The organism is Deinococcus maricopensis DSM 21211, assembly GCF_000186385.1.
GTDB classification, from domain to species: domain Bacteria; phylum Deinococcota; class Deinococci; order Deinococcales; family Deinococcaceae; genus Deinococcus_B; species Deinococcus_B maricopensis.
On record NC_014958.1, the window covers coordinates 2,030,440 to 2,051,389 of the forward strand.

Annotated in this window: 18 protein-coding genes and 1 riboswitch; of the genes, 15 read left to right on the forward strand and 3 right to left on the reverse strand. The window is 70.7% G+C overall.

Annotated elements, in window-relative coordinates; genetic code table 11:
* Position 1: 1 nt before the first annotated feature.
* Positions 2-814: a 2-oxo-hept-4-ene-1,7-dioate hydratase gene (gene hpaH / locus DEIMA_RS09495; RefSeq protein WP_013557037.1), complete on the forward strand. Its 813-nt coding sequence runs from the start codon at positions 2-4 to the stop codon at positions 812-814.
* A complete protein-coding gene (gene hpaI, locus DEIMA_RS09500; RefSeq protein ID WP_013557038.1) occupies positions 811-1,596 on the forward strand; it encodes a 4-hydroxy-2-oxoheptanedioate aldolase in 786 nt (261 codons plus the stop codon). The genes hpaH and hpaI overlap by 4 nt, the downstream gene beginning before the upstream one ends.
* Before the next feature lie 43 nt (positions 1,597-1,639).
* Here the strand turns inward: hpaI and DEIMA_RS09505 are convergent, their stop codons facing one another.
* Entirely contained in the window at positions 1,640-2,281 is a 642-nt protein-coding gene (locus tag DEIMA_RS09505) for a hypothetical protein (protein ID WP_043816623.1), read from the reverse strand.
* A gap of 108 nt (positions 2,282-2,389) precedes the next feature.
* Positions 2,390-3,301 carry a tRNA (adenosine(37)-N6)-dimethylallyltransferase MiaA gene (gene miaA / locus DEIMA_RS09510; RefSeq protein WP_013557039.1) on the reverse strand — a complete coding sequence of 304 codons (912 nt, stop codon included), beginning with the start codon at positions 3,299-3,301 and terminating at the stop codon, positions 2,390-2,392.
* A 60-nt stretch (positions 3,302-3,361) separates the two neighbouring features.
* Between miaA and DEIMA_RS09515 the strand changes: the two genes are divergently transcribed.
* A complete protein-coding gene (locus DEIMA_RS09515) occupies positions 3,362-3,748 on the forward strand; it encodes an Hsp20/alpha crystallin family protein (protein ID WP_013557040.1) in 387 nt (128 codons plus the stop codon).
* Between the two features lie 165 nt (positions 3,749-3,913).
* The gene (locus DEIMA_RS09520; protein WP_013557041.1) at positions 3,914-5,146 is read left to right on the forward strand and encodes an MFS transporter; all 1,233 of its coding nucleotides are present in this window, start codon (positions 3,914-3,916) and stop codon (positions 5,144-5,146) included.
* Between the two features lie 159 nt (positions 5,147-5,305).
* On the opposite strand, the gene DEIMA_RS09525 is transcribed toward DEIMA_RS09520, so the two are convergent.
* Positions 5,306-6,307 carry a homoserine O-acetyltransferase family protein gene (locus DEIMA_RS09525; RefSeq protein ID WP_013557042.1) on the reverse strand — a complete coding sequence of 334 codons (1,002 nt, stop codon included), beginning with the start codon at positions 6,305-6,307 and terminating at the stop codon, positions 5,306-5,308.
* 123 nt (positions 6,308-6,430) lie between these two features.
* Positions 6,431-6,556, reverse strand: a riboswitch (SAM riboswitch).
* 411 nt (positions 6,557-6,967) lie between these two features.
* On the opposite strand from DEIMA_RS09525, the gene DEIMA_RS09530 reads away from it, so the two are divergent.
* The 11 genes from DEIMA_RS09530 (at position 6,968) to DEIMA_RS09580 (ending at position 20,921) form a co-directional block, all read left to right on the forward strand.
* A complete protein-coding gene (locus tag DEIMA_RS09530; protein ID WP_013557043.1) occupies positions 6,968-7,975 on the forward strand; it encodes an AAA family ATPase in 1,008 nt (335 codons plus the stop codon).
* A 1-nt stretch (position 7,976) separates the two neighbouring features.
* Positions 7,977-9,116, forward strand: a complete 1,140-nt coding sequence (locus DEIMA_RS09535; RefSeq protein WP_013557044.1) for a vWA domain-containing protein — start codon at positions 7,977-7,979, stop codon at positions 9,114-9,116.
* A gap of 309 nt (positions 9,117-9,425) precedes the next feature.
* Entirely contained in the window at positions 9,426-10,481 is a 1,056-nt protein-coding gene (locus DEIMA_RS09540) for a LacI family DNA-binding transcriptional regulator (protein WP_013557045.1), read from the forward strand.
* A gap of 169 nt (positions 10,482-10,650) precedes the next feature.
* Positions 10,651-11,901: an ABC transporter substrate-binding protein gene (locus DEIMA_RS09545; RefSeq protein ID WP_013557046.1), complete on the forward strand. Its 1,251-nt coding sequence runs from the start codon at positions 10,651-10,653 to the stop codon at positions 11,899-11,901.
* A 50-nt stretch (positions 11,902-11,951) separates the two neighbouring features.
* A complete protein-coding gene (locus DEIMA_RS09550; RefSeq protein WP_013557047.1) occupies positions 11,952-12,938 on the forward strand; it encodes a carbohydrate ABC transporter permease in 987 nt (328 codons plus the stop codon).
* A 1-nt stretch (position 12,939) separates the two neighbouring features.
* On the forward strand, positions 12,940-13,812 hold the full coding sequence (locus DEIMA_RS09555) for a carbohydrate ABC transporter permease (RefSeq protein ID WP_013557048.1): 873 nt from the start codon (positions 12,940-12,942) through the stop codon (positions 13,810-13,812).
* Positions 13,813-13,852: 40 nt separating this feature from the next.
* The gene (locus tag DEIMA_RS09560; RefSeq protein WP_013557049.1) at positions 13,853-15,241 is read left to right on the forward strand and encodes a GH1 family beta-glucosidase; all 1,389 of its coding nucleotides are present in this window, start codon (positions 13,853-13,855) and stop codon (positions 15,239-15,241) included.
* Positions 15,242-15,381: 140 nt separating this feature from the next.
* Positions 15,382-17,391, forward strand: a complete 2,010-nt coding sequence (locus DEIMA_RS09565) for a carbohydrate binding domain-containing protein (protein WP_013557050.1) — start codon at positions 15,382-15,384, stop codon at positions 17,389-17,391.
* A 76-nt stretch (positions 17,392-17,467) separates the two neighbouring features.
* Positions 17,468-18,472, forward strand: a complete 1,005-nt coding sequence (locus tag DEIMA_RS16945; protein ID WP_013557051.1) for a hypothetical protein — start codon at positions 17,468-17,470, stop codon at positions 18,470-18,472.
* Positions 18,473-18,489: 17 nt separating this feature from the next.
* Complete coding sequence (locus tag DEIMA_RS09575) at positions 18,490-19,893, forward strand: hypothetical protein (protein ID WP_013557052.1); 1,404 nt, start codon at positions 18,490-18,492, stop codon at positions 19,891-19,893.
* Positions 19,890-20,921, forward strand: coding sequence for an MBL fold metallo-hydrolase (locus tag DEIMA_RS09580; RefSeq protein ID WP_013557053.1), 1,032 nt, complete (start codon positions 19,890-19,892; stop codon positions 20,919-20,921). The genes DEIMA_RS09575 and DEIMA_RS09580 overlap by 4 nt, the downstream gene beginning before the upstream one ends.
* Positions 20,922-20,950 lie beyond the last annotated feature (29 nt).

A 20,950-nucleotide genomic window follows, 5' to 3' on the forward strand; every position in this document is an offset into this window, starting at 1 on the left:
CATGCTTAAACCCCAACAGATCGCGGACGCCGCCCAGCGCCTGAACGAAGCCGAACGCACCCGCACCACCGTCCGGCAGTTCTCGCTGGAGCACCCGGACATGACCATCGACGACGCGTACGCCGTGCAGAAGGCGTGGGTGGACCTGAAGCTCAGCGAGGGCCGCATCCTGAAAGGCCACAAGATCGGCCTGACGTCCCGCGCGATGCAGATGTCGTCGAACATCACCGAACCGGACTACGGCGCGCTCCTCGACGACATGTTCTTCCCGGAAGGCTCGGACCTGCCCATGAGCCGCTTCATCACGCCGAAGCTGGAAGTGGAGCTCGCGTTTATCCTGGGTGCGGACCTGAGCGGCCCGGACTGTACCGTGTACGACGTGCTGCGCGCCACGGAGTACGTGACGCCTGCCGTGGAGATCATCGACGCGCGCATTGAGCGCATCGACCGCGACCGTGGCGTGACCCGCAAGGTCACGGACACCATCAGCGACAACGCCGCGAACGCCGCCCTGATCCTCGGGGGCCGCCCGGTGCGCCCGCACGACGTGGACCTCCGCTGGGTCGGCGCGCTCCTGTACCGCAACGGCGTGATCGAAGAGACGGGCGTCGCCGCGGGCGTCCTGAACCACCCCGCGAACGGCGTGGCGTGGCTCGCGAACAAACTCCACCCACACGGCGTGACGCTGCGCGCCGGGCAGGTGATCCTGGCCGGGTCGTTCACGCGCCCGGTGGACGCCCGCCCCGGCGACACGTTCCACGCGGACTACGGCCCGCTCGGCAGCATCGCGTGCCGCTTCGTGGGGGACGCATGAACCCCTTCAAGGTCGCGCTCGCGGAGGGCCGCGCGCAGATCGGCCTGTGGCTGGGTCTCGCGGACCCATACACCGCGGAAATCAGCGCCGGCGCGGGCTTCGACTGGCTCGTCGTGGACGGCGAGCACGCCCCGAACGACCTGCGCAGCATCCTCGAGCACCTGCAGGTGCTCGCCGCGTACCCGGTCGCGCCCGTCGTGCGCCCGCCGGAAGGCACCACCTCGGGCATCAAGCAGCTCATGGACATCGGCGTGCAGAACCTGCTGATCCCCATGGTGGAAACCGCCGAGCAGGCGGCGTCCCTCGTGGCCGCCACCCGCTACCCGCCGCGCGGCGTACGCGGCGTGGGCAGCGCGCTCGCGCGCGCCAGCCGCTGGAACCGCACGCCGGAGTACCTGCACCGCGCGGACGACGACGTGTGCCTCCTCGTGCAGATCGAAACGCGCCTCGGCCTGGAGAACCTCGACGCCATCGCGCGCGTGGAGGGCGTGGACGGCGTGTTCATCGGCCCGGCGGACCTGTCCGCGTCGCTCGGGCACCTGGGAAACCCCGGGCACCCGGACGTCACCGCCGCCATCGAGGACGCCATCCGGCGTATCCGCGCGGCCGGGAAGGCGCCCGGCATCCTGATGTCGGACGAGGGAGGCGCCCGCCGCGCGCTGGCGCTCGGGAGCACATTTGTGGCGGTCGGCGTGGACACCAGCCTGCTGGCGCGCGCCACGAGCGACCTCGCCGCGAAATTCAAGGGCGGGGAGGCCACGAAGGGCGACGGCGTGTACTGAACGCCGCGAAAGGGGACCGGGCGGGCCTCCCCACCCGGTCCCTTCAGGTTGTGAGGGCGATGACGGGAACGAGCATTTCTGTGCTGCTCCAGCCGCCGTGCAGGCCCCACAGGTCCTCAAACATGTGACCGACCGGGCTGGTACGGCCGAGCGTCTGGTCGTCACGGGCGACGGCGATGAGGTTGCCTGTGCGCGCGCGGAAAGAGGAGCGCGGCGGACCGAACAGACCGGCGTTCCAGAGGTCGCGGGCGCCGTACACGTGCGCGTGCAGCGTGAGAAGCGCCCTGACTTGCGTGAGGTGCCGTTCCGGAACGTTGAGGTACGTGACGCGTTCCTCGCCGAACGGTACGCCGCTCAGCAGCGCGGTCAGTTCGGGCGTGCGCGTTGGCCAGCGGAGCGCTGCGGGGTGCAGGTCGCGGCGCCCGTGGTCGGCGGTGATCAGGAGGAGTGTCCGGTGGTCACGTGGGAGGGTATCGGCGAGGTGCGCGGCTGCTTCCGCGCTGGAAGGGCCGAAGCGGTGGCAGATGGCGTCGTACGCCGGTACGTAGGGGTGGACGTAGGCCGGGTCGGGCAGACGAGCGGCCGCGATGAGCGCGGGCAGGTCGTCGTCGCCGTGGCCGTGGAGGGTGGCGCCGGCCGTGGACCAGCGGGTCAGGGCGCTGTTCAGCGTGAAGTTCGACTGCATGACGACGGCGTGGAGGGATTCGTACTGCCGTGTTCAGGATGCTGCCGCCATAGGCGGGGCGGACGTCGGGTGCGAGTATGGCGGGAGGATCCGTGAGGGCCGCGCCGGTCAACGGCGGAGGGGTGGGGTGAGCAGGCGCGTCAGGTGCGTTTCGGCGCTCTGCGGGTCGAGGAGGGGCGCGTGCAGTTGCGTGCGCGTCCAGGTGAGTTGCCGTTTGGCATACTGGCGCGTGGCGAGCGTCACGGCCGCGATGGCGTCGTCGACACTCAGGTGCCCGTGGTGGACGGCGAGCGCTTCGCGGTAGCCGATGGCCTGCCACGCGGTCGGGCGGGGGTCGCGGTTCGGGGGGACTTGCGTGGCGAGCCAGGCGGCTTCGGCAGGCAGTCCAGCATCGAACATGGCGTGGACGCGCGCGGCAATGCGGGCTTCCAGTTGCGGGTGCGTGAACGCGACGGGCGCGTACGTGAACGCGGGGGTGCTGTGCCCGAACTCGCCGGGGAAGCGGCCGGTGCGGCGGTGCACTTCGAGGGCCCGGATGATGCGGCGCGGGTTGCGTTCCATGCGGGCGGCTTCCTGGGGGTTGAGGGCATGGATGTCCGCGAGGAGCGCGTCGAGGCCGCGGGCGTGCAGGTCCGCTTCGACGGCCGCGCGGATCTGCGGGTCGCTGGGGGGGGTGAGGGGCAGGCCGCGCATCAGGCCCGTGAGGTAGAAGCCGGTGCCGCCCACGACGAGCGGGACGCGCCCGCGCGCGAGGACGTCGCGGATGGCCGTTTCGGCGTCACGGACGTAGCGGGCGACGTCGTAGTCTTCGGTGACGTCCACGACGTCCACGAGGTGGTGCGGGACGCGCGCGCGTTCGGGCGCGGTGGGTTTGGCGGTGCCGATGTCCAGCCCGCGGTACACGTTGAACGCGTCGGCGCTCACGATCTCCAGGGGGTGCTGCGCCGCGAGGTGCAGGGCGAGGGCGGTCTTGCCGCTCGCGGTGGGCGCGGTGAGCAGGGGGATCGGGGTGGGCGTCACACGCGCGATTGTAGCGGGGCGCTGGCGGTCTCGTCCGGGCGTGTGTTTTAGAATCAGGGCATGAACGAACCGGCCCTGGCCCGACTGAATCACCTCATGCGCATCCGCGAGGAGGTCGAGACGCTCAGTGAGCATGGCCCGTGGACGCCGCCAGCGGACTGGGTGGACAATGGCACGCACCTGACGCTCGTCATGGACGTCCCCGGCGTGGACGCGGACAGCCTGAGCGTGCAGGACGACAACGGTGAGACCGTCACGGTGCGTGGCGAGCGCGCGCCGCTCGACCTGGACGGCGAGGCGGTGCAGGTCGAGCGACCCGGCGGGGTGTTCACGCGGGACCTCACGCCGCCGAGCGAGGTGGTGCCCGGGACGGGCGCGGCGAGCCTGCGCGCGGGCGTGCTGATGATCACGTTCGAGAAGCGGCACAAGACCATCGACCAGCGTTGACGCGGCGCTTCAGGGCGCCGTGGGGGCACCCCGGGCGGGTGCCCTTGCTCTTGTCGGTCGGCGGGCGTAACGTGCGCGGGTGAGACGAGAGGTCAGGGCCCGTGCGCGGCCCTCCATTGACGTGTTGGTTTCTGAGTTGACGTGCGTGCGGGGAGGCCAGACGCGGTGAGGCGCGAGCGCGGATGGCGCACCTGGAACGCGAACTACCGCCTGGGCGTCCTGAACGGCTGGCTGGTCTTTATCGGCGACGGCTTCCTGAGCGCCACGGTGGTCCTCACGGGGTTCGCCGCGAAGCTCGGCGCGACGAACGCCGTGATCGGGCTGCTGCCCGCTATTCAGCAGGGCGGGTGGATGCTGCCGCAGATTCTCGTGGCGAGCCGCCTGCGCGGGCAGGCGTACAAACTTCCCACGTACCGGAGTGCCGCGACCATCCGGACGCTCACGTACGTCACGATGGTCGCGCTGTCCGCGACGCTGTGGTCGCACCCGGCGCTGCTGTTGACGCTGTTCATCCTGGCAATGCTCGTGAACGCGCTCGCGTCGGGCGTGAGCGGCCTGCCGTTTCTGGAGGTGACCGCGAAGGTCGTGCCGTCCGCGCAGCGCGCAGCGTTCTTCGGCACGCGCAACCTCGTGGGGGGCATTCTGGCGTTCCTGGCGGGCCTGATCGTGCGCGAGGTGCTGGCGTCGCCGCTGCCGTTCCCGTACAACTACACGCTTATTTTCGCGCTCGCGACGATTGCGTACACCATCGGGTACGCGTTGTTCGGCCGGGTTACGGAACCGCCGGATGAGCCGCTGCCCGTCAGCAGCCTGCACGAGGAACTCCTCACGATTCCGCAGACGATCCGCGCGGACGCGCATTTCCGTGCGTTCCTGCGCGTGCGGCTGCTGCTGGCGTTCGCGGGCGTCGCGGAGCCGTTCTTCGCGGTGTACGCGCTGCGGAAGCTGCACTTCCCGGCGAGCACGCTGGGGGTGTTCCTGATGGCGGTGACGGCGGCGGCGCCCCTGTCGAACCTGGTGTGGACGCGCGCGGCGCAGCGGTACGGTTCGCGGCGCATCATCCGGTACTCGGCGGCGTTCGCGGCGTTCGCGCCGCTGCTGGCGCTGCTGCTGGGCGGCGCGGGCGCCGTGCCGTACGCGCTGGTGTTCGTGCTGTCGAGCGTGGCCGCGCAGGGGTTCAACCTCGGGCACACGAACCACCTGCTGAACCTCGCGCCGCCGGGCGCGCGCTCGCGGTACATCGGCACGCTGAACACCGTGGTGGGCGTGGCGCTGTTCGCGCCGGTGCTGGGCGGCCTCCTGGCGGACCACGCGGGGTACGAGGCGGTGTTCGCCGCGTCGAGCGCGCTGTACGCGGTGGCGTGGTTCGCGTGCATGCGCCTGCGGCGTGACGCGTGACGCCGCCAGGCACCCCGGTGACGCTCCGCTGAGTGGAGGAAGGGGCAGGCGCCGCATGGTGGTCACTGGCTCCCGCGAGGGGTGTCCCCAAGGGTTCAAATCCCTTACGCAAACTGCACTCCGCCCCATTGGGGCGGAGTGCAGTTTGTTGCCCTGCTGTTATTCCTGGGGGTGGAGGGTCTCGTGGATGCGGTCGTTGAGGGTGTCGGCGTCCATCAGGAAGGCGTCGTGGCCGTGGATGCTGTCGAGTTCCCAGTAGCGGGCGTTGCCGAGCGCGTCGGCGACGGCGCGCACCTCGTGCGGAGGGTACAGGACGTCACTGCGGATGCCGACGACGAGGGTGGGCACGTGGACGCACGCGAGGTCCGCAGGGGTGGTGCGGTAGGCGTCCATGGCGCGGGTGAGCGTCAGGTACGTGCGTTCGCAGAAGCGCTCGTGGAGTTTCTGGCCGTGGTGCTGGAGGTAGGTGGTGATGGCGTGCTCGCCGCGCGCGCGGGGGCTGGGGCCGGCCTGCGTGGCCGCGTAGCTGTCGGGGCTGCGGTAGCTGAGCATGGCGATCTGACGCGCGACCTTGAGGCCTTCGCCGCCGGGCGCGGCGCGGATGGCGGCGCGGGCGGCGCTGTTCAGGCCGATGGCCCAGGGGCTGTGCTGCGCGGGCGCGGCAATGACGACGGCGCGGTCGATGAGGTCCGGGTACGCGCGGAGCCATTCGATGGCGTGCATGCCGCCCATGCTGCCGCCGATGACGGTGACGCGGCGCACGCCGAGGTGCGCGAGCAGTTCGCGGGCCGCGCGGACCATGTCGGGGATGCTGAGGTCGTCCGTGCCGAGCTCGGCGGGGCCGCTGCTGCCGGCGCAGCCGCCGAGGACGTTGCTGCACACGATGAAGTGCCGTTCGGGGTCGAGGGCCTTGCCGGGACCGAACAGGGCGCCCCACCATTCGTGGACGGCGCTGGTGCCGGTGAGCGCGTGGAGGACGAGGATGGCGTGGTCGCGGGGCGTGCCGTACGTGTGGTACGCGAGGCGGACGTTGCTGACGATGTGGCCGTTGTCGAGCAGCAGCGGGCGATCGCGGAACAGCGTGGCGGTGCGCAGGCGCGGTGCGGCGTCGGGCTGGGGGGTGGGAACGTGGGGGCGTGCGGGGGCTGTGTGCGCGGTCATGCGAGGACCTCGCGCGCGGGACAGTCTGGTTCGGTCATGGGTTCACTCCGGGGTGGGAGGCGCCATGAAAAAGCGCGGCTCCCGGTGGTGAAGGGAACCGCGGCGTGCGCTCGGGTCACCCTTCCCGTATCGTTCCGACCGTCGGTCATCGTTGACCTGAGGTGGGCTGGCGTTGAGCACCGTGCCGTGATGAGGGCCGGTTGCTGCGACGGTCACTGGGCCAGGTCCCTGCGTCGCTCCTGATAGGGGTTGGGTCCCGTGGGCGGGACTGCCTTACAGGCTACGGCAAGGGCGCCGGGGGGGTCAAGGGCGCGCGCCGGTCAAAGTCGCCGGTTGGAGCGGATGGTCGCGGAGCAGGGCGCGCGTGTTGAGGCCTCTGCTGCTGCTTCGGGCGGGGCGTTCCTGGTGGTCATGACTGTCCGGGCGTACCGCCAGGCTCTCGCACGGCGGGCCGGTACGGCGTCAACGACCCGGACGCGCCTGGCGTGAGGAACGGGGCGCGCTCGTTGGTCGGGGCCGCGCAGTGATGAAGGCCCCGAGCGTCCGCCCCGTCCATGAGTCTGAGGCCCACGGCCTGCGGCGCGCAGGCGCGGGGTTGAGCGCGTGTTCCCGCGGTCTCGCGTAGTGTGGGGGCATGATGCGTGTGTCTGGAGGCCTGCGTTGAGCCTGTCCCCTGCGGAACTGGAACGGTTCCTGAGTGCCGTCGTTCGTGATGAGTTGACGCTCAGCCTGATGATCTGGGGCGCGCCGGGCGTTGGGAAGAGCAGTGTGGTGCAGCAGGTGGCGAGCGCGCACGACCTGGGGTTCGTGGATGTGCGCCTGTCGCAGCTGGCGCCGACGGATCTGCGGGGCCTGCCGGTCGCGGAGGACGGCGTGAGCCGCTGGTACCCGCCGGAGTTCCTGCCGCGGTCCGGTCGGGGGGTACTGTTCCTTGATGAGATCAACATGGCGCCGCCGACAATGCAGGGGATGGCGCAGCAGCTGATTCTGGATCGCCGGGTGGGCAGTTACGTGCTGCCGGACGGGTGGTTCGTGTGGGCGGCGGGGAACCGCAAGGAGGACCGCGCGTCGGTGTTCGATATGCCCGCGCCGCTCGGGAACCGTTTCCTGCACCTGGAGGTGCGGGCGGAGTTCGAGGCGTGGCGTGCGTACGCGCTCGCGCGGGGGCTGCATGAGCATGTGCTGGCGTTCCTGACGTTCCGGCCGGAGCTGCTGCACCGCCTGGATACGGTCTCGCCGGCGTGGCCGAGTCCGCGCTCGTGGGAGATGGCGTCCAGGCTGCACCGCTCGGGCCTGCCGGTGGGACCGGCGGTGGGTGAGGCGGCGGGCGCGGAGTTTGAGGCGTTCGTGCGGCTGTATGACCGCCTGCCGGACCTGCTGGACGTACTGGAGGGCCGGGCGGCGGGCGTGTCGTTGCCGGCGGAGCCGAGCGTGCGGTACGCGGCGGTGGTGGGGTTGGCAGCGCGGGCGCGCGGGGCGGAGCAGGCGCACCGGGCGTTCCGGTGGCTGGCGGACGGTGCGGGTGCGGAGTGGCTGCAGCTGTTCGTGGCGACGCTGATTCCGCGCCTGAGCGCGAGCGGGGAACTGGGGGAGCTGGCGGCACTGATGGAGCGGGACGCGGACCTAGCGGCGTTGGTGCAGGACGCGCTGAGTCTCGCGGAGGCCTGAGGTGGCGGCGCTGCGGCTCGCGCCGGATGAGGCGCGCGCGTTTGACCGTGCGGTGAGCGGTGCGCGGTTGCGCCTGCGTGGTCGGAGTGCGTTCTTCGCGACGTTGATGCTGCACGCGCGGATCGTGCCGTCGCGGGAGGTGAGCGTGGCAGCGACGGATGGGGAGCGGGTGTACCTGAATCCGGACGCGGCGGAGCGTGTGCCGCGCGACGTGCTGGATGGGCTGCTGCTGCATGAGGTGCTGCACGCGGCGTTGTCGCACGTGCCGCGGCGTGGGCCGCGCGAGCGGGAGCGGTGGAACGCGGCAGCGGACGTGGTCGTGAACGGCATGATTGCGCAGTCGGGGTTGCCGTTGCCGGAGCGGGCGGCGCGCGCGGGCGACCTGGAGCACCTGAGTGTGGAGGAGGTGTACGCGGCCCTCGTGGAGCATGACCTGGAGGGGCAGGGCGGCGATGACCTGCTGGACGGCCCGCCGGGCGACGCGCCGGAGGACGGTAAGGGTCGTGGGCATCCGGCGGCGAACGAGCGGGCGTGGCGGCAGGCGGTGGAGCAGGCGCGCGCGGTGGCGAGCATGGCCGGGCAGGGTGACGAGGGGTTGGGGGCGTTCCGGGAGCTGGCGCGCCTGCGGGCGCCGCAGCTGGACTGGCGCGCGCACCTGTGGCGGTTTCTGACGCGCACGCCGGTGGATTTTGGCGGGTTTGATCGGCGGTTCGCGTACCGGGGGTTGTACCTGGAGGCGCTGGATGAGGACAGCCTGCGGGTGCTGGTGGGTGTGGATACGTCCGGCAGTATCGATGAGGGGGCGGTGGCGGCGTTCCTGGGGGAGATTCAGGGGATTCAGGGGGCGTACCCGCACGTGCAGGTGACGTTGTATTACGCGGACGCGGCGTTGTATGGGCCGTTCGAGTGGGCGCGTGGTGAGGCGGCGCCGCCGATGCAGGGTGGGGGCGGGACGGATTTCCGACCGCTACTGGGGGTGGCGGACCAGGGGGAGCATGACGTGCTGGTGTATCTGACGGATGGGTTCGGGGAGTTTTCGGTGCGGCCTCCGCAGACGCCGGTGTTGTGGGTGGTGCTGCCGGGTGGTTTGGAGGACGGGCAGTTTCCGTTCGGCGAGGTCGCGCGGTTGGCGGAGGGGTGAGTGAGTGCTGCTCACCCCTCCTTTTTGAAACCGCATTCATCATCATGAAGATCGCTGTGGAAGCCTTTCCGCAGGTCATCCGCGGTTGAACCACGAGGTTGTTTTTTGCTGTCCAGATTGAAGTTTTTCACGCTTCAGCCTAGACAGTGCCCTGGAGATCAAGCATATTGTGATCATCAGTCGCACAAATACACATGATGATCATCGTCCAGGAGCGGCTTGACAGCGCTTTCATGAACGCCTACGCTACACACACAGAAGCAATCCTGAACTCCACCGGCGGACACCTCATCCGCCCGAGGTTTAACCATGACCGAAAGCGTCATCACGCTTGAAGACGTCGCGCGTGCCGCCGGCGTTTCCCCCAGCACCGTCTCCCGCGTCCTGAACGGCAGCGCCAAAGTTGCCGCCCCCAAACACGACACCGTCATGCGCGTCGTCCGCGAACTCGGCTACCGCCCCAACCCCATCGCGCAGGGCCTCGCCAGCGGCCGCAGCATGAGTATCGGCGTGCTCACGCAGGACATCACCAGCCCCTTTTACGGCGACATGCTGCACGGCATCGAAGAAGGCCTGTACGGGAGCCCTTACCACCCCGTATTCGCCAGCGGCCACTGGCACGTCGAGGACGAAACGTCCGCGCTGCACACCCTGCTGAACCGCCCTGTCGACGCCCTCATCGTTCTCGGCGGGCACACGCCCGACGCGTCCCTGCTGGCCCTTGCCGGCCGCGTACCCGTCATCGCCGTGGGCCGCCGACTGCACGGCCACGACCTCGCGTGCCTCAACATCGACAACGTCAGCGGCGCGCACCAGGGCGTCCAGCACCTCCTCGACCTCGGCCACACGCACATCGCGCACATCGCCGGACCGAGCGCGCACCGCGACGCCCGCGACCGCCTCGACGGGTACCGCCGCGCCCTCCAGAACGCCGGGCTGCCCATCAACGACCAGCTCATCGTGGAAGGCGACTTCATGGAGCCGTCCGGGCTGCTCGCCGTCGAGACGCTCATCACGCGTGGCGCGCCGTTCACGGCCATTTTCGCCGCGAACGACCAGATGGCGTACGGCGCGCGCCTAGCGCTGTTCCGCCGCGGCATCCGCGTGCCGGAGGACGTGTCCCTCGTCGGCTTCGACGGCCTGCCCGGCTCGGCGTTCACGACGCCGCCCCTCACGACCGTCCGCCAGCCGACCTTCGAGATGGGCCGCGCCGCCGCGCAGGCCGCCCTGAACGCCCTGAACGGCAACGCGCCGCACCTGCCGCGCCTCGCCACTGAACTCGTCGTCCGCGAATCCACCGCCCTGCACCGCGCGCGCACCGCCCGCCGTGCGCGCAAGACCGTCACGGTGGGAGGTGCGCCATGAACGTCACCTGACGCGCGGGCGCACCCCCCAGCCACCCTCAACCGCTGCCCTCCCCTCCCCGTGCCTGACGGGGTGGTCAGACCCCTATTGCCCTGTCAGGCACGCCCGCTCACTTCCATTAAGGCTCATGTCACGGCGCCGCACCGGCGCACCCCTGGAGGACACCATTATGACTACCCCCCGCATGCTCGCCCTTACGGCCCTGCTCACGGCCACCTTCGCCGGCGCCCAGGCCAAAACGACCCTCACGGTCGGCGTGTTCCCGGACCTCGACAGCGTCGTGAAAGCCGCGCTGCCCGGCTTCAACAAACTCCACCCGGAAATCGAGGTGAAGATCAGCAGCCTCGCGTACGCCGACCACCACAACGCCCTCACGACCGCGCTGTCCACCGGCAAGGGCGCACAGGACGTCGTCGCCATCGACTTCGGGTACATCGCGAAATTCGCGGAAGGCAACGGCCTCGTGGACCTCAGCAAGGCCCCGTACAACGCCGGGCAGTTCCGCAACCAGATCGTCGCGTACACCTACCCGCAGGCGACCGTGAACGGCAAGATGGTCGGCATGCCCACCGACATCGGCCCCGGCTCGATGTTCTACCGCACGGACCTGCTCAAGAAGGCCGGCGTGAAAGCCACCGACCTGAACAAGAGTTGGGAGTCGTACATCAGCAGCGGCAAGAAGGTCGTCGCCGCGAACCCCGGCACGTTCCTGCTGCCCGACGCCAGCACCGCCGCCTCCATCATCATCCGCACCGGCCTGAAGAACGGCGAAGGGCTGTACTTCGATAAGGCGGGCAAAGTCCTGGTCAGCCCGGACAACGCGCGCTTCGTGCGGGCCTTCACGGTCGCCAAGCAGATCCGCGACGCGAAACTCGACGCGAAAGCCGGCGCGGCCTTCTCGCCCGAATGGACCACCGCGTTCCAGAAAGGCAACCTCGCCACCGAATTCAGCGGCGCGTGGCTGGTCGGCCACATGCAGAACTGGCTCGCGAAGGACTACACCGGCAAATGGAACGCCCAGAACCTCCCGGGCAACACCTTCGCCAGCTGGGGCGGCTCGTTCTACGGCATTCCCGAGCAGAGCAAGAACAAGGCCGCCGCGTGGGAACTCATCAAGTACCTGACGACCAACAAGTCGCAGCAGGTCCTCGCATTCAAGACCACCGGCGCGTTCCCGGCACTCAAGACCGCCGGCACCGACAAGATCTTCGAGGAAGGCGTCCCGTACCTCGCCAACCAGAAGGCCCGCATCCTGTGGCGCGCCGCGACCTCCAAGATCCAGCCGATCGACGTGAACCGCCTCGACCCCATCGCGGAGCAGATCGTCAACGACGAACTCACGAACGTGCTGAACGGCAACAAGTCCGTCCAGGCCGCCCTCACGGACGCGCAACGCCTGATCGAGCGCCGCGCCCGCTAAGGCCGTACCACGGGCGACCCTGACGGGTCGCCCGTCCTGAGAGGAGTGCCGTGCAAGCCAACACCCCTGCCCGACCCGCCATCCAGCCACGCCGCACGCTCGGTGCGCAGTGGGACAACTTCCAGCGCAAGAACGCCCCCTACATCTTCATCAGCCCCTTCTTCCTGCTGTTCGCGGTGTTCGGCCTCTTCCCGATCCTGTTCAGCGCGTACCTGTCCTTCCAGGAATGGCAGCCGGGCAGCGGCCTGGGCGACATGAAGTTCGTCGGGTGGCGCAACTACACCGACAACCTCACCGACCCGACGTTCTGGCAATCCCTCAAGAACACCGTGATCCTCGCGGTGGAATCCGGCCTGCCGCAGCACCTGATCGCCATTCCGCTCGCGTTCGCCATTCACATGGCCCTCAAGCGCGTGCAGTCGCTGGTGACGGCCGTGTACTTCCTGCCGTACATCACCAGCATCGTGGCGATCTCGGTGGTGTTCTTCACGCTGCTCAGCTGGCAGTACGGCGCCATCAACGCCGCGCTCGTCGCCATGCACAAACTGCCGCTCATCGGCGGGCTGTTCCCCGCCGAGAACGTCAACTGGCTCGGCGAGAAGAAGTACCTGCAGCCCGCCATCGCCATGGTGATCGTGTGGCGTTACACCGGCTGGAACGTCCTGCTGTACCTCGCGGGCCTGCAGGCCATTCCGAAGGACGTGTACGAAGCCGCGAGCGTGGACGGCGCGAGCCGCTGGCAGCAGTTCCGGTTCATCACGCTGCCGCTGCTGCGCCCCACCATGTTCCTCGCGGTGACGCTCAGCCTGATCGGCGGGTTCCAGCTGTTCGAGGAGCCGTTCATCCTCACGAACGGCAGCGGCGGCGCGGAACAGTCCGGCCTGACGACCATCATGTACATGTACCGCACGTACTACCAGTACTCGGACGCCGGCGTGTCCGCCGCCATGAGCTGGTTGCTCTTCATCGTGATTGGGGTGCTCACCATCATCAACAACCGCGTGTTCGGCCGCAGCGGCCTCGCGGGGCGGGAGTAACATGGCCGCCCCCACCCTTCCCGCCCCCGCCCGGCGCCGCACGAACGGCGGCGTGAAACCCCTCGGCCGTGCCGGCGCGATTCTGCTCCTGGTGCTCGGCGGCCTGCTCACCGTCCTGCCGTTCTACTTCATGTTCGTGTTCGCCACGCACCCCCGGCAGGAGATCTTCCAGCTTCCGCCGCCGCTGTGGTTCGGCGACCACCTGCAGGCGAACTACGACAGCCTGCTGGAGCGCACGCCGTTCTGGCGGAACCTCTGGAACAGCCTGTACCTGGCCGTGATCACGACCGTCACGACGCTGTTCTTCTGCACGCTCGGCGGATACGCGTTCGCCATGTACGAGTTCAAGGGCCGCGAGGTGCTGTTCGGCGTCCTGCTCGCCACCATGCTGATCCCCAGCACGCTGAACATCGTGCCGTTCGCGCTGATCATGCAGGCGCTCGGCTGGATCGACACGCCCCGCGCGCTGTGGGTGCCGGGCATGGCGAGCGCGTTCGGGATCTTCCTGATGCGGCAGTACATCGGCACGGCCATCCCACGGGAACTCGTGGAAGCCGCCCGCCTGGACGGCGCCACCGAGTTCGGCATCTTCCGCCGCGTGATCGCGCCGCTGTGCGGCCCGGCCATGGCCACGCTCGGCCTGGTGACGTTCGTGCAGTCCTGGAACAACTTCATCGGGCCCCTGATCATCTTCCGCAGCGCCGAGACGTACACCGCGCCGCTCGCCCTGCGCGCCCTGCAGGGCATCGCGAACACCGACTGGGGCGCCCTGATGTGCGGCGTTGCCCTCACGGTCCTGCCGCTGCTGGTGCTGTTCGCCCTCGCGTCGCGGCAACTGATCGCGGGCCTCACGTCCGGCGCCCTCAAGGGCTGACCCTCCCCCTTCGCCTTCCCATCCCGCCACAGGAGGCTCCATGACCGCCACACCCGACCCCCTCCACCGCGCCGCGTTCCCGGCCGACTTCACGTTCGGCGTCGCCACGTCCAGCTTCCAGATTGAAGGCGCCACGAACGCCGACGGGCGCGGCGTGAGCATCTGGGACACGTTTTGCCGCGAACCCGGCCGCATTCATGACGGCAGCACCGGCGACGTCGCCTGCGACCACTACCACCGCTGGCCCGAAGACCTGAACCTCATGCGGGACCTCGGCGTGGACGCGTACCGCTTCAGTGTCGCGTGGCCGCGCATCCAGGCGGACGGCCGCGGCCCTGCGAACACCAAGGGGCTGGACTTCTACGACCGCCTGGTGGACGGCCTGCTGGAACGAGGCCTGCAGCCGCACATGACGCTGTACCACTGGGACCTCCCGCAGGCCCTGCAGGACATCGGCGGCTGGACGAACCGTGACGTCGCCCTGCGCTTCGCGGAGTACGCCCGCATCGTCGCGGAACGGCTCGGCGGGCGCGTGCGCAGCATCGCCACGCTGAACGAGCCGTGGTGCAGCAGCATCCTCAGTTACCAGATCGGCGAGCACGCCCCGGGCCTGCGGGACCGCCGGGCCGCCGTCGCGGCGGCGCACGGGCTGCTGCTCGGGCACGGCCTCGCCATGCGCGAAATGCGCGCCCTGACCCTGGACGCGGACCTCGGCATCGTCCTGAACCTCAACCCCGCGTACCCCGCCTCGGACCGCCCGGAGGACGTGGCCGCCGCGCGGTTCGTGGACGGCACCTTCAACCGCTGGTTCCTCGACCCGATCCTGCGCGCCCAGTACCCGCAGGACATCGTGGACGCGTACGGCGCGGACGCACCGGACGTGCACAGCGGCGACCTCGACATCATCGCCGCGCCCATCGACTTCATGGGCGTGAACTACTACAGCCGCAGCGTGAGCAGTGCCGACGGCGCCATCCGGCCCAGCACGTCCAGCTACACCGACATGAACTGGGAAGTGTACCCGCAGGGCCTCACAGACCTGCTCGTGCGCCTCCATCACGATTACCCGAACCTGCCGCCGATCATGATCACCGAGAACGGCGCCGCGTATCCCGACGCGGACGGCCCCGACGAGCACGGCATCGTGCACGACCCGGAGCGCGTGCAGTACTTCCAGCAGCACCTGGGCGCCACCCTGAACGCCATTGATGCGGGCGTCAGGGTCACCGGGTACTTCGCGTGGAGCTTCATGGACAACTTCGAGTGGGCGTACGGGTACAAGAAACGCTTCGGGCTGTTCTACGTGAACTACGGCAACCAGATGCGGCACTGGAAGGACAGTGCCCGCTGGTACCAGACGTTCCTGAACGCCGCACCCGCCGCTCACGCGCCGCAACCCGAGGAGGTGATCGCCGCCCCGCAGCACTGAATCCTTTTGCACCACTCCTGGGGCGGGGGGCAGGCTGGCCGGCTTGCCCCCCGCTTTTCTCGGCTCACCGCTCACCGACTGTCGGTTTCCGTCTCGCTTCATTGTTCGGCGTCCGCCTCGCGCGGCCGCCCGGGGGAACTATGCACCGAACCATCACCCGTCCGCTGTCCCGAACGCTCATCCTCACGGCCCTGTGCACGCTCGCTGCGTGCACGGACGCGCAGCCCAGCCCCAACCCGAACGCGAACCTCGTGTGGTCCGACGAGTTCGGCGGCAACGCGCTCGACGCGGCCAAATGGGGCCCGCAGTTCGGGAATGGCTTCGGCAGCGGCAGCGGCTACACGGCCGGGTGGGGCAACAACGAACTGGAGTTCTACACCGACCGGCCCGAGAACCTCCGCGTGCAGGGCGGCAACCTCGTCATCACGGCCCGCAAGGGCGCGTACACCGGTGACGCGAACGGCACGCCCAAGACGTTCGACTGGACGAGCGCGCGCATCCGCACCGCCGGGAAGTTCAGCCGCACGTACGGCCGCTTCGAGATCCGCGCGAAGTTCCCGACCGGGAAGGGCTTCTGGCCGGCCATCTGGCTGCTGCCCGACGACCAGCCCGGCGCCCCGTACGGCACGTGGGCAGCGAACGGCGAAATCGACATCACTGAAGGGTGGGGCAGCAAACCCGACCAGGTCGCGCACACCATCCACTACGGCGGCATGTGGCCGAACAACGTCTACTCCGGCGAGACCGCCAAGTACCCGAACGGCGGCCGCATGGACGAGTGGCACACGTACGCGCTGGAGTGGCGCCCCGGCGAGATCCGCTGGCTGATCGACGGGCAGGAAACCGCGAAGCGCACCGCGTGGTGGAGTTCGAAGGCGACGCCGCCGCAAAGTGACGCGGACCTGAACGCGTGGCCCGCGCCGTTCGACAAGCCGTTCCACCTGCTGCTGAACCTCGCTGTCGGCGGCAACTTCGACGGCAACCCGGACGCGAGCACCCCAAACGAAGGGCAGATGCTGGTGGACTACGTGCGCGTGTACAGCCTGCCCGACGAGAACCGCGACCCGGGCGCGCGCCCGCCCATGAAGTACCCGTGGACGCCCATGCCCGCCCGCCCGGCCCTGGCCGACGGGAACCTCGTGTACAACGGCAGCTTCGACTGGACCGCCACGAACGAGCACGTCACGCCCGACGCGCCGCAACTCCCGGCCGTGCCGAGCTCGTACTTCTGGACGCTGTACACCAGTGACGGCAGCGTGAACCTCAGCAACGACGCCGCGCAGGACCACGCGCTGCGCGCGGACATCACGAACCCCGGCGGCGTGAACTACGCCGTGCAGCTCCGCCAGGACGGCCTGAACATCGTCAGCGGCCACAAGTACGAGGTGAGTTTCGACGCGTGGGCGAGCGCGAACCGCACCATGATGCTCAAGGTCGGCGGCGGGCAGGACCGCGGGTTCGCGGCGTACTCCGGCGAGCAGACCGTCACGCTCGGCACCACCCGCGAACGCAAGACGCTCACGTTCAACATGACCGCCACGTCCGACGCGGCCGCGCGCCTGGAATTCAACATCGGGAACGCCGGCGCGAACACCGTGTGGTTCGACAACGTGACCGTGCGTGACCTCGGGGACGCGGGCACCACGGCGCGCCCGCCCACCCCGGACGGCAACCTGCTGTACAACGGCAACTTCAGCCAGAACGACGCTGCCGACGCCGGCATTCCCGGCGTGCCGAACACCGCGTTCTGGCGCACATGGGAGAACGGCACCAGCGGCCTGAGCACCACCACGGGCGGCGGGGAGGTGGAGCTCAAGGTCGCGCACGTGGACCCCACGAACAACTGGCACGTGCAGCTCAACCAACCGGACGTACCCTTAAAGGCCGGGCGGACGTACACCCTCACCTTCCGGGGCCGCGCGGACAGCGCCCGCACGGTCGGCGTCGTCATCGGCGAGAACGGCGGCAGTTACGCCCGCTACCTCGACCAGACGGCGGCGCTCACGCCGGACGCGCAGGCCTTCACGTACACCTTCACGGCGCCCGTGAACAACCCGAACGCGCAGTTGCAGGTGCTCGGCGCGGCCGGGCAGCCGGGCGACGCGTACACGCTCGGCTTCAGCGACTTCCGCCTCACCGAGCAACCCTGAGGTGCAGGGAGGGCGCCCCGCGCGGGGCGCCCTCCCTCCCTGCACGGGGCGGGGGGCGCTTCGGGCACACTGAAGCATGGCGACGCCCACCGCCCCAACCGCCCACCTCGCCGCCCTGAACGCCAACACGAGCGTGCAGGTGCTCGGCGAACTCGCGGCGCGGCACCCGCGCGAGGTGCTGCGCAACCCGGCCCTGGCCCTCCACCGCCTCGCCAACCCCGCGTTTCTGGGTGCGTGGCCGCTGGAGGGCCTGCTGGCGCTCGTGCGCGAACCTGACGTGCCGGCGTGGCTGCTGGACGCCGCCGGACGCCACCCGGACGTGCGCGCGCCCGGGCGCGGCGTCGCGGGCCTGACGGGCAGCCCGAACCCCTTTGTGCGCGCAGCCGTCGCGGGGCGCGCAGCCCTGCCCGCCGAGGCCCTCGGGGCCCTAGCTGCAGACGACGTGGCGAGCGTCCGCGGCGCGGTGGCCCTTCACCCTCTCCTGCCGACCGAGTGGCGGGGGGCGCTGCTGCGCGACCCGTACGCGGGGGTGCGCGCGGCAGTGGCGGGCCGCGCGGACCTCACGCTCGGGCAGATGGCGGTCCTCGCCGCGGACGCCCACCCGGACGTGGCGGGCGCCGCCGCCGCCCGCGCGGACCTGCCAGGGTTCCTGCTGGCCCGCGCGGCCACCCACGCGGCCTTCCGCGTGCGCCTGACGGTGGCCGCCCACCCGTTCCTGCCGCCCGACCTGCACGCGCGCCTGAGCGCGGACCGCAGTGCGGGCGTGCGCGCCGCGGCGCTCGGTGAGCGCGCCGCGCACCTGCACGGCCCCGGCGCGCCCGAGGCCGTGCGCGTGGCCCGGGGCGGCCCGCGCGACGCCTCGCTGCTCACGCACCCACTGGCGGTCGTACGGCGCGTCGCCGCGCGGGCGTGGCCGCTGCGCCCCCCGGAACTGGCCGCGCTCACCCGCGACGCGGACGCGGGCGTGCGCGCCCTCCTGGCCGAACGTGCGGACCTCCCCCGGCACGCCGCGCGCGCCCTGGCGCACGACGCGGACGTGCTCGTCGCGCACGCCCGGGCCACCTGCGGCGCACGCACCTGAACGGTATCCTGAGCACCATGACGACCTCCGATCTGGACGTCCCCCCCACCCCGGAGGGCACGGCGCTGGCCCGCGCCACCGCCGAGGACCGCGCCACGGACGCCGCCACACTCGCCCGCCTCGCCGACCACCCCGACCCCGGCGTGCGCGAGCGCGTGACCGCCCACCCGAACACGCCCGCGCACGTGCTGGAGGACCTCGGCGCGGCCTATCCCGCCGCGTACCTGCGCAACCCGGCCCTGACGCTTCTGCGCCTGGCGCGGCCCGGCCTCGCGCGGGAACTGCCGGAGGAGACGCTGCTGGCCCTGCTGCGCCTCCCAGACGTGCCCGCGTGGGTGATTGACGGGGCCGCCGGGCACACGTCCGACGTGGTGCGCGCGAAGCTCGCCGCGCGGCCCGCCCTGCCCGGCGCGCGCGTACGGCAGTTCGCGTCGGACATGGCCTGGACCGTCCGCGAAGCCATCGCCGCGCGCCCGGACCTGCCGGAGGACCTGCTGGCGCGCCTCGCCGAGGACAACGACTACGACGTCCGCAAGGCCGTCGCGGCCCGCCCGGACCTGCCGGGCACCCTCATGGCGCGCGCGAGCGAGGACGACCACCCGTTCGTGCGCGGCACCGTCGCCCGCCGCGCCGACCTCCCCCTGGACGTGCTGCTCCGCCTCGCGGACGACGAGGCGATTGACGTGCAGGCGGCCCTGGCGAGCCGCACGGACCTGCCGCGCACCCTGCGTGAACGCCTGCGCACCAGTGAGCAGCCGACCGTACGCGCCGCCGCGCTGCAGGCGTGGCGCGTGCCGGACGCGTGGGTGCACGCGGCCCTGAACGACGCCGACGCGGACGTCCGCGCCGCCCTGACGCGCCGTCCGGACCTGCCGGTGGACCTGATGCTGGCGCTCGCGCAGGACCGCGCGCCGGAAGTGCGCCGCAACCTCCTGAACCGCGACGATCTCACCGAGGACGCCATCGTCGCCCTCGCGGGCGACCCCGAGCAGGACGTGCGCCTGCACGTGGCCGCCGCCGTGAGCGTGCCGGTCTCGGCACTGGAGGTGCTCGCGGCCGGGAACGACTCGACGGTGCGCGGCGTCGTCGCGGTCCGCCCGGACCTCCCCGCGCCCCTGATGGCCCAGCTCGTGCGGGACGCGCACCCGGACGTGCGCCGCACCGCCGCGCTGAACGACGCCCTCCCCGAGGCGCTGCTGCGCGCCCTCGCGGCGGACGCGCACGTGGGCGTGCGCCGCAGCGTCGCGCAGCATGACCGCCTGCCGGACGCGGCGCTCCGCGCCCTCGCCGCCGACGAGGACGCCGGCGTGCGCCTCGTCATCGCCGCGCGCGCGGACCTGCCGGCCGACGTCCGCGCCGCCCTGCAGCACGACCCGAACCCACTCATCGCCGAGGAAGCCGCTCGCGGAGGCACCCCATGACCAGCACGCACCACCGAACCATTCACGGCGCGCCCGCGCGCTTCCCCACGGGCCTGCAGGAAGTCGCGCCAAGCGTGTTCGCGTACCTCATGCCGAACGGCTCGTGGAGCGAAAGCAACGCGGGCCTGATCGTGAGTGGTGACGAGGCACTCCTCGTGGACACGCAGTTCGACCGGCACCTCACGCTGCGACTCCTGCAGGCCGTGCATGCGCGCGTGCCGCACGCGCACGTCCGCACGCTCGTGAACACGCACGCGGACGGGGACCACACCTTCGGGAACAGCGTCGTGCGCGCTCCGGAGGTCGTCATGACCGAACGGGCCGCGCGGGACGCCGCGCACGAACCGCCGGGCGGTATCCGCATGTTCCAGCGCCTCATGGGCGGCGCGCGCGGGTGGCCCCTGCCCCCCGCGTGGGCGCGCACGCGCGCGTTCGTAGCGGACATGCTGCAGCCCTTCGACTTCGACGGCGTGAGCGTGCCGCCGCCCACGCGGACGTTCAGCGGCAGCGTGACGCTGAACGTCGCGGGGCGCCGCGTGGAAGTCGTGGAGGCCGGGCGCGCCCACACCGCGAGCGACGCGGTGGTGATCGTGCCGGACGCGGGCGTGGTGTTCGCCGGGGACCTGCTGTTCGTCGGCGTGACGCCGGTGATGTGGGCCGGGCCGGTGGAGGACTGGATCCGGCACTTGCAGTGGTTGCTGACGCTCGACGCGGCCGTGTTCGTGCCGGGGCACGGGCCCGTATGCGGCGCAGAGGGCGTGCAGGCATTGATCGGGTACTTCGAGTTCCTCGCCATTCAGGGCGGCGCGCGCCTGCGGGCGGGCCTCAGCCCGTACGCGGCCGCGCGGGACCTGCTGCTCTCCCCCACTTTCCGCGCTTCGCCGTACGCGGCGTGGCTGAACCCGGAGCGGGCCTACGTGAACCTGCTGACCATGAGTCGGCCCGGTGGTGTCGGGGAGACGCCTGCCGGACCGCTGGAGCGCGTGCGCGCGTTCCACGGCATGGCGCAGCTTGCCGCGCTGCGCTGAGCGGACGCGGCGCGCGTGTCGTTCGTCCC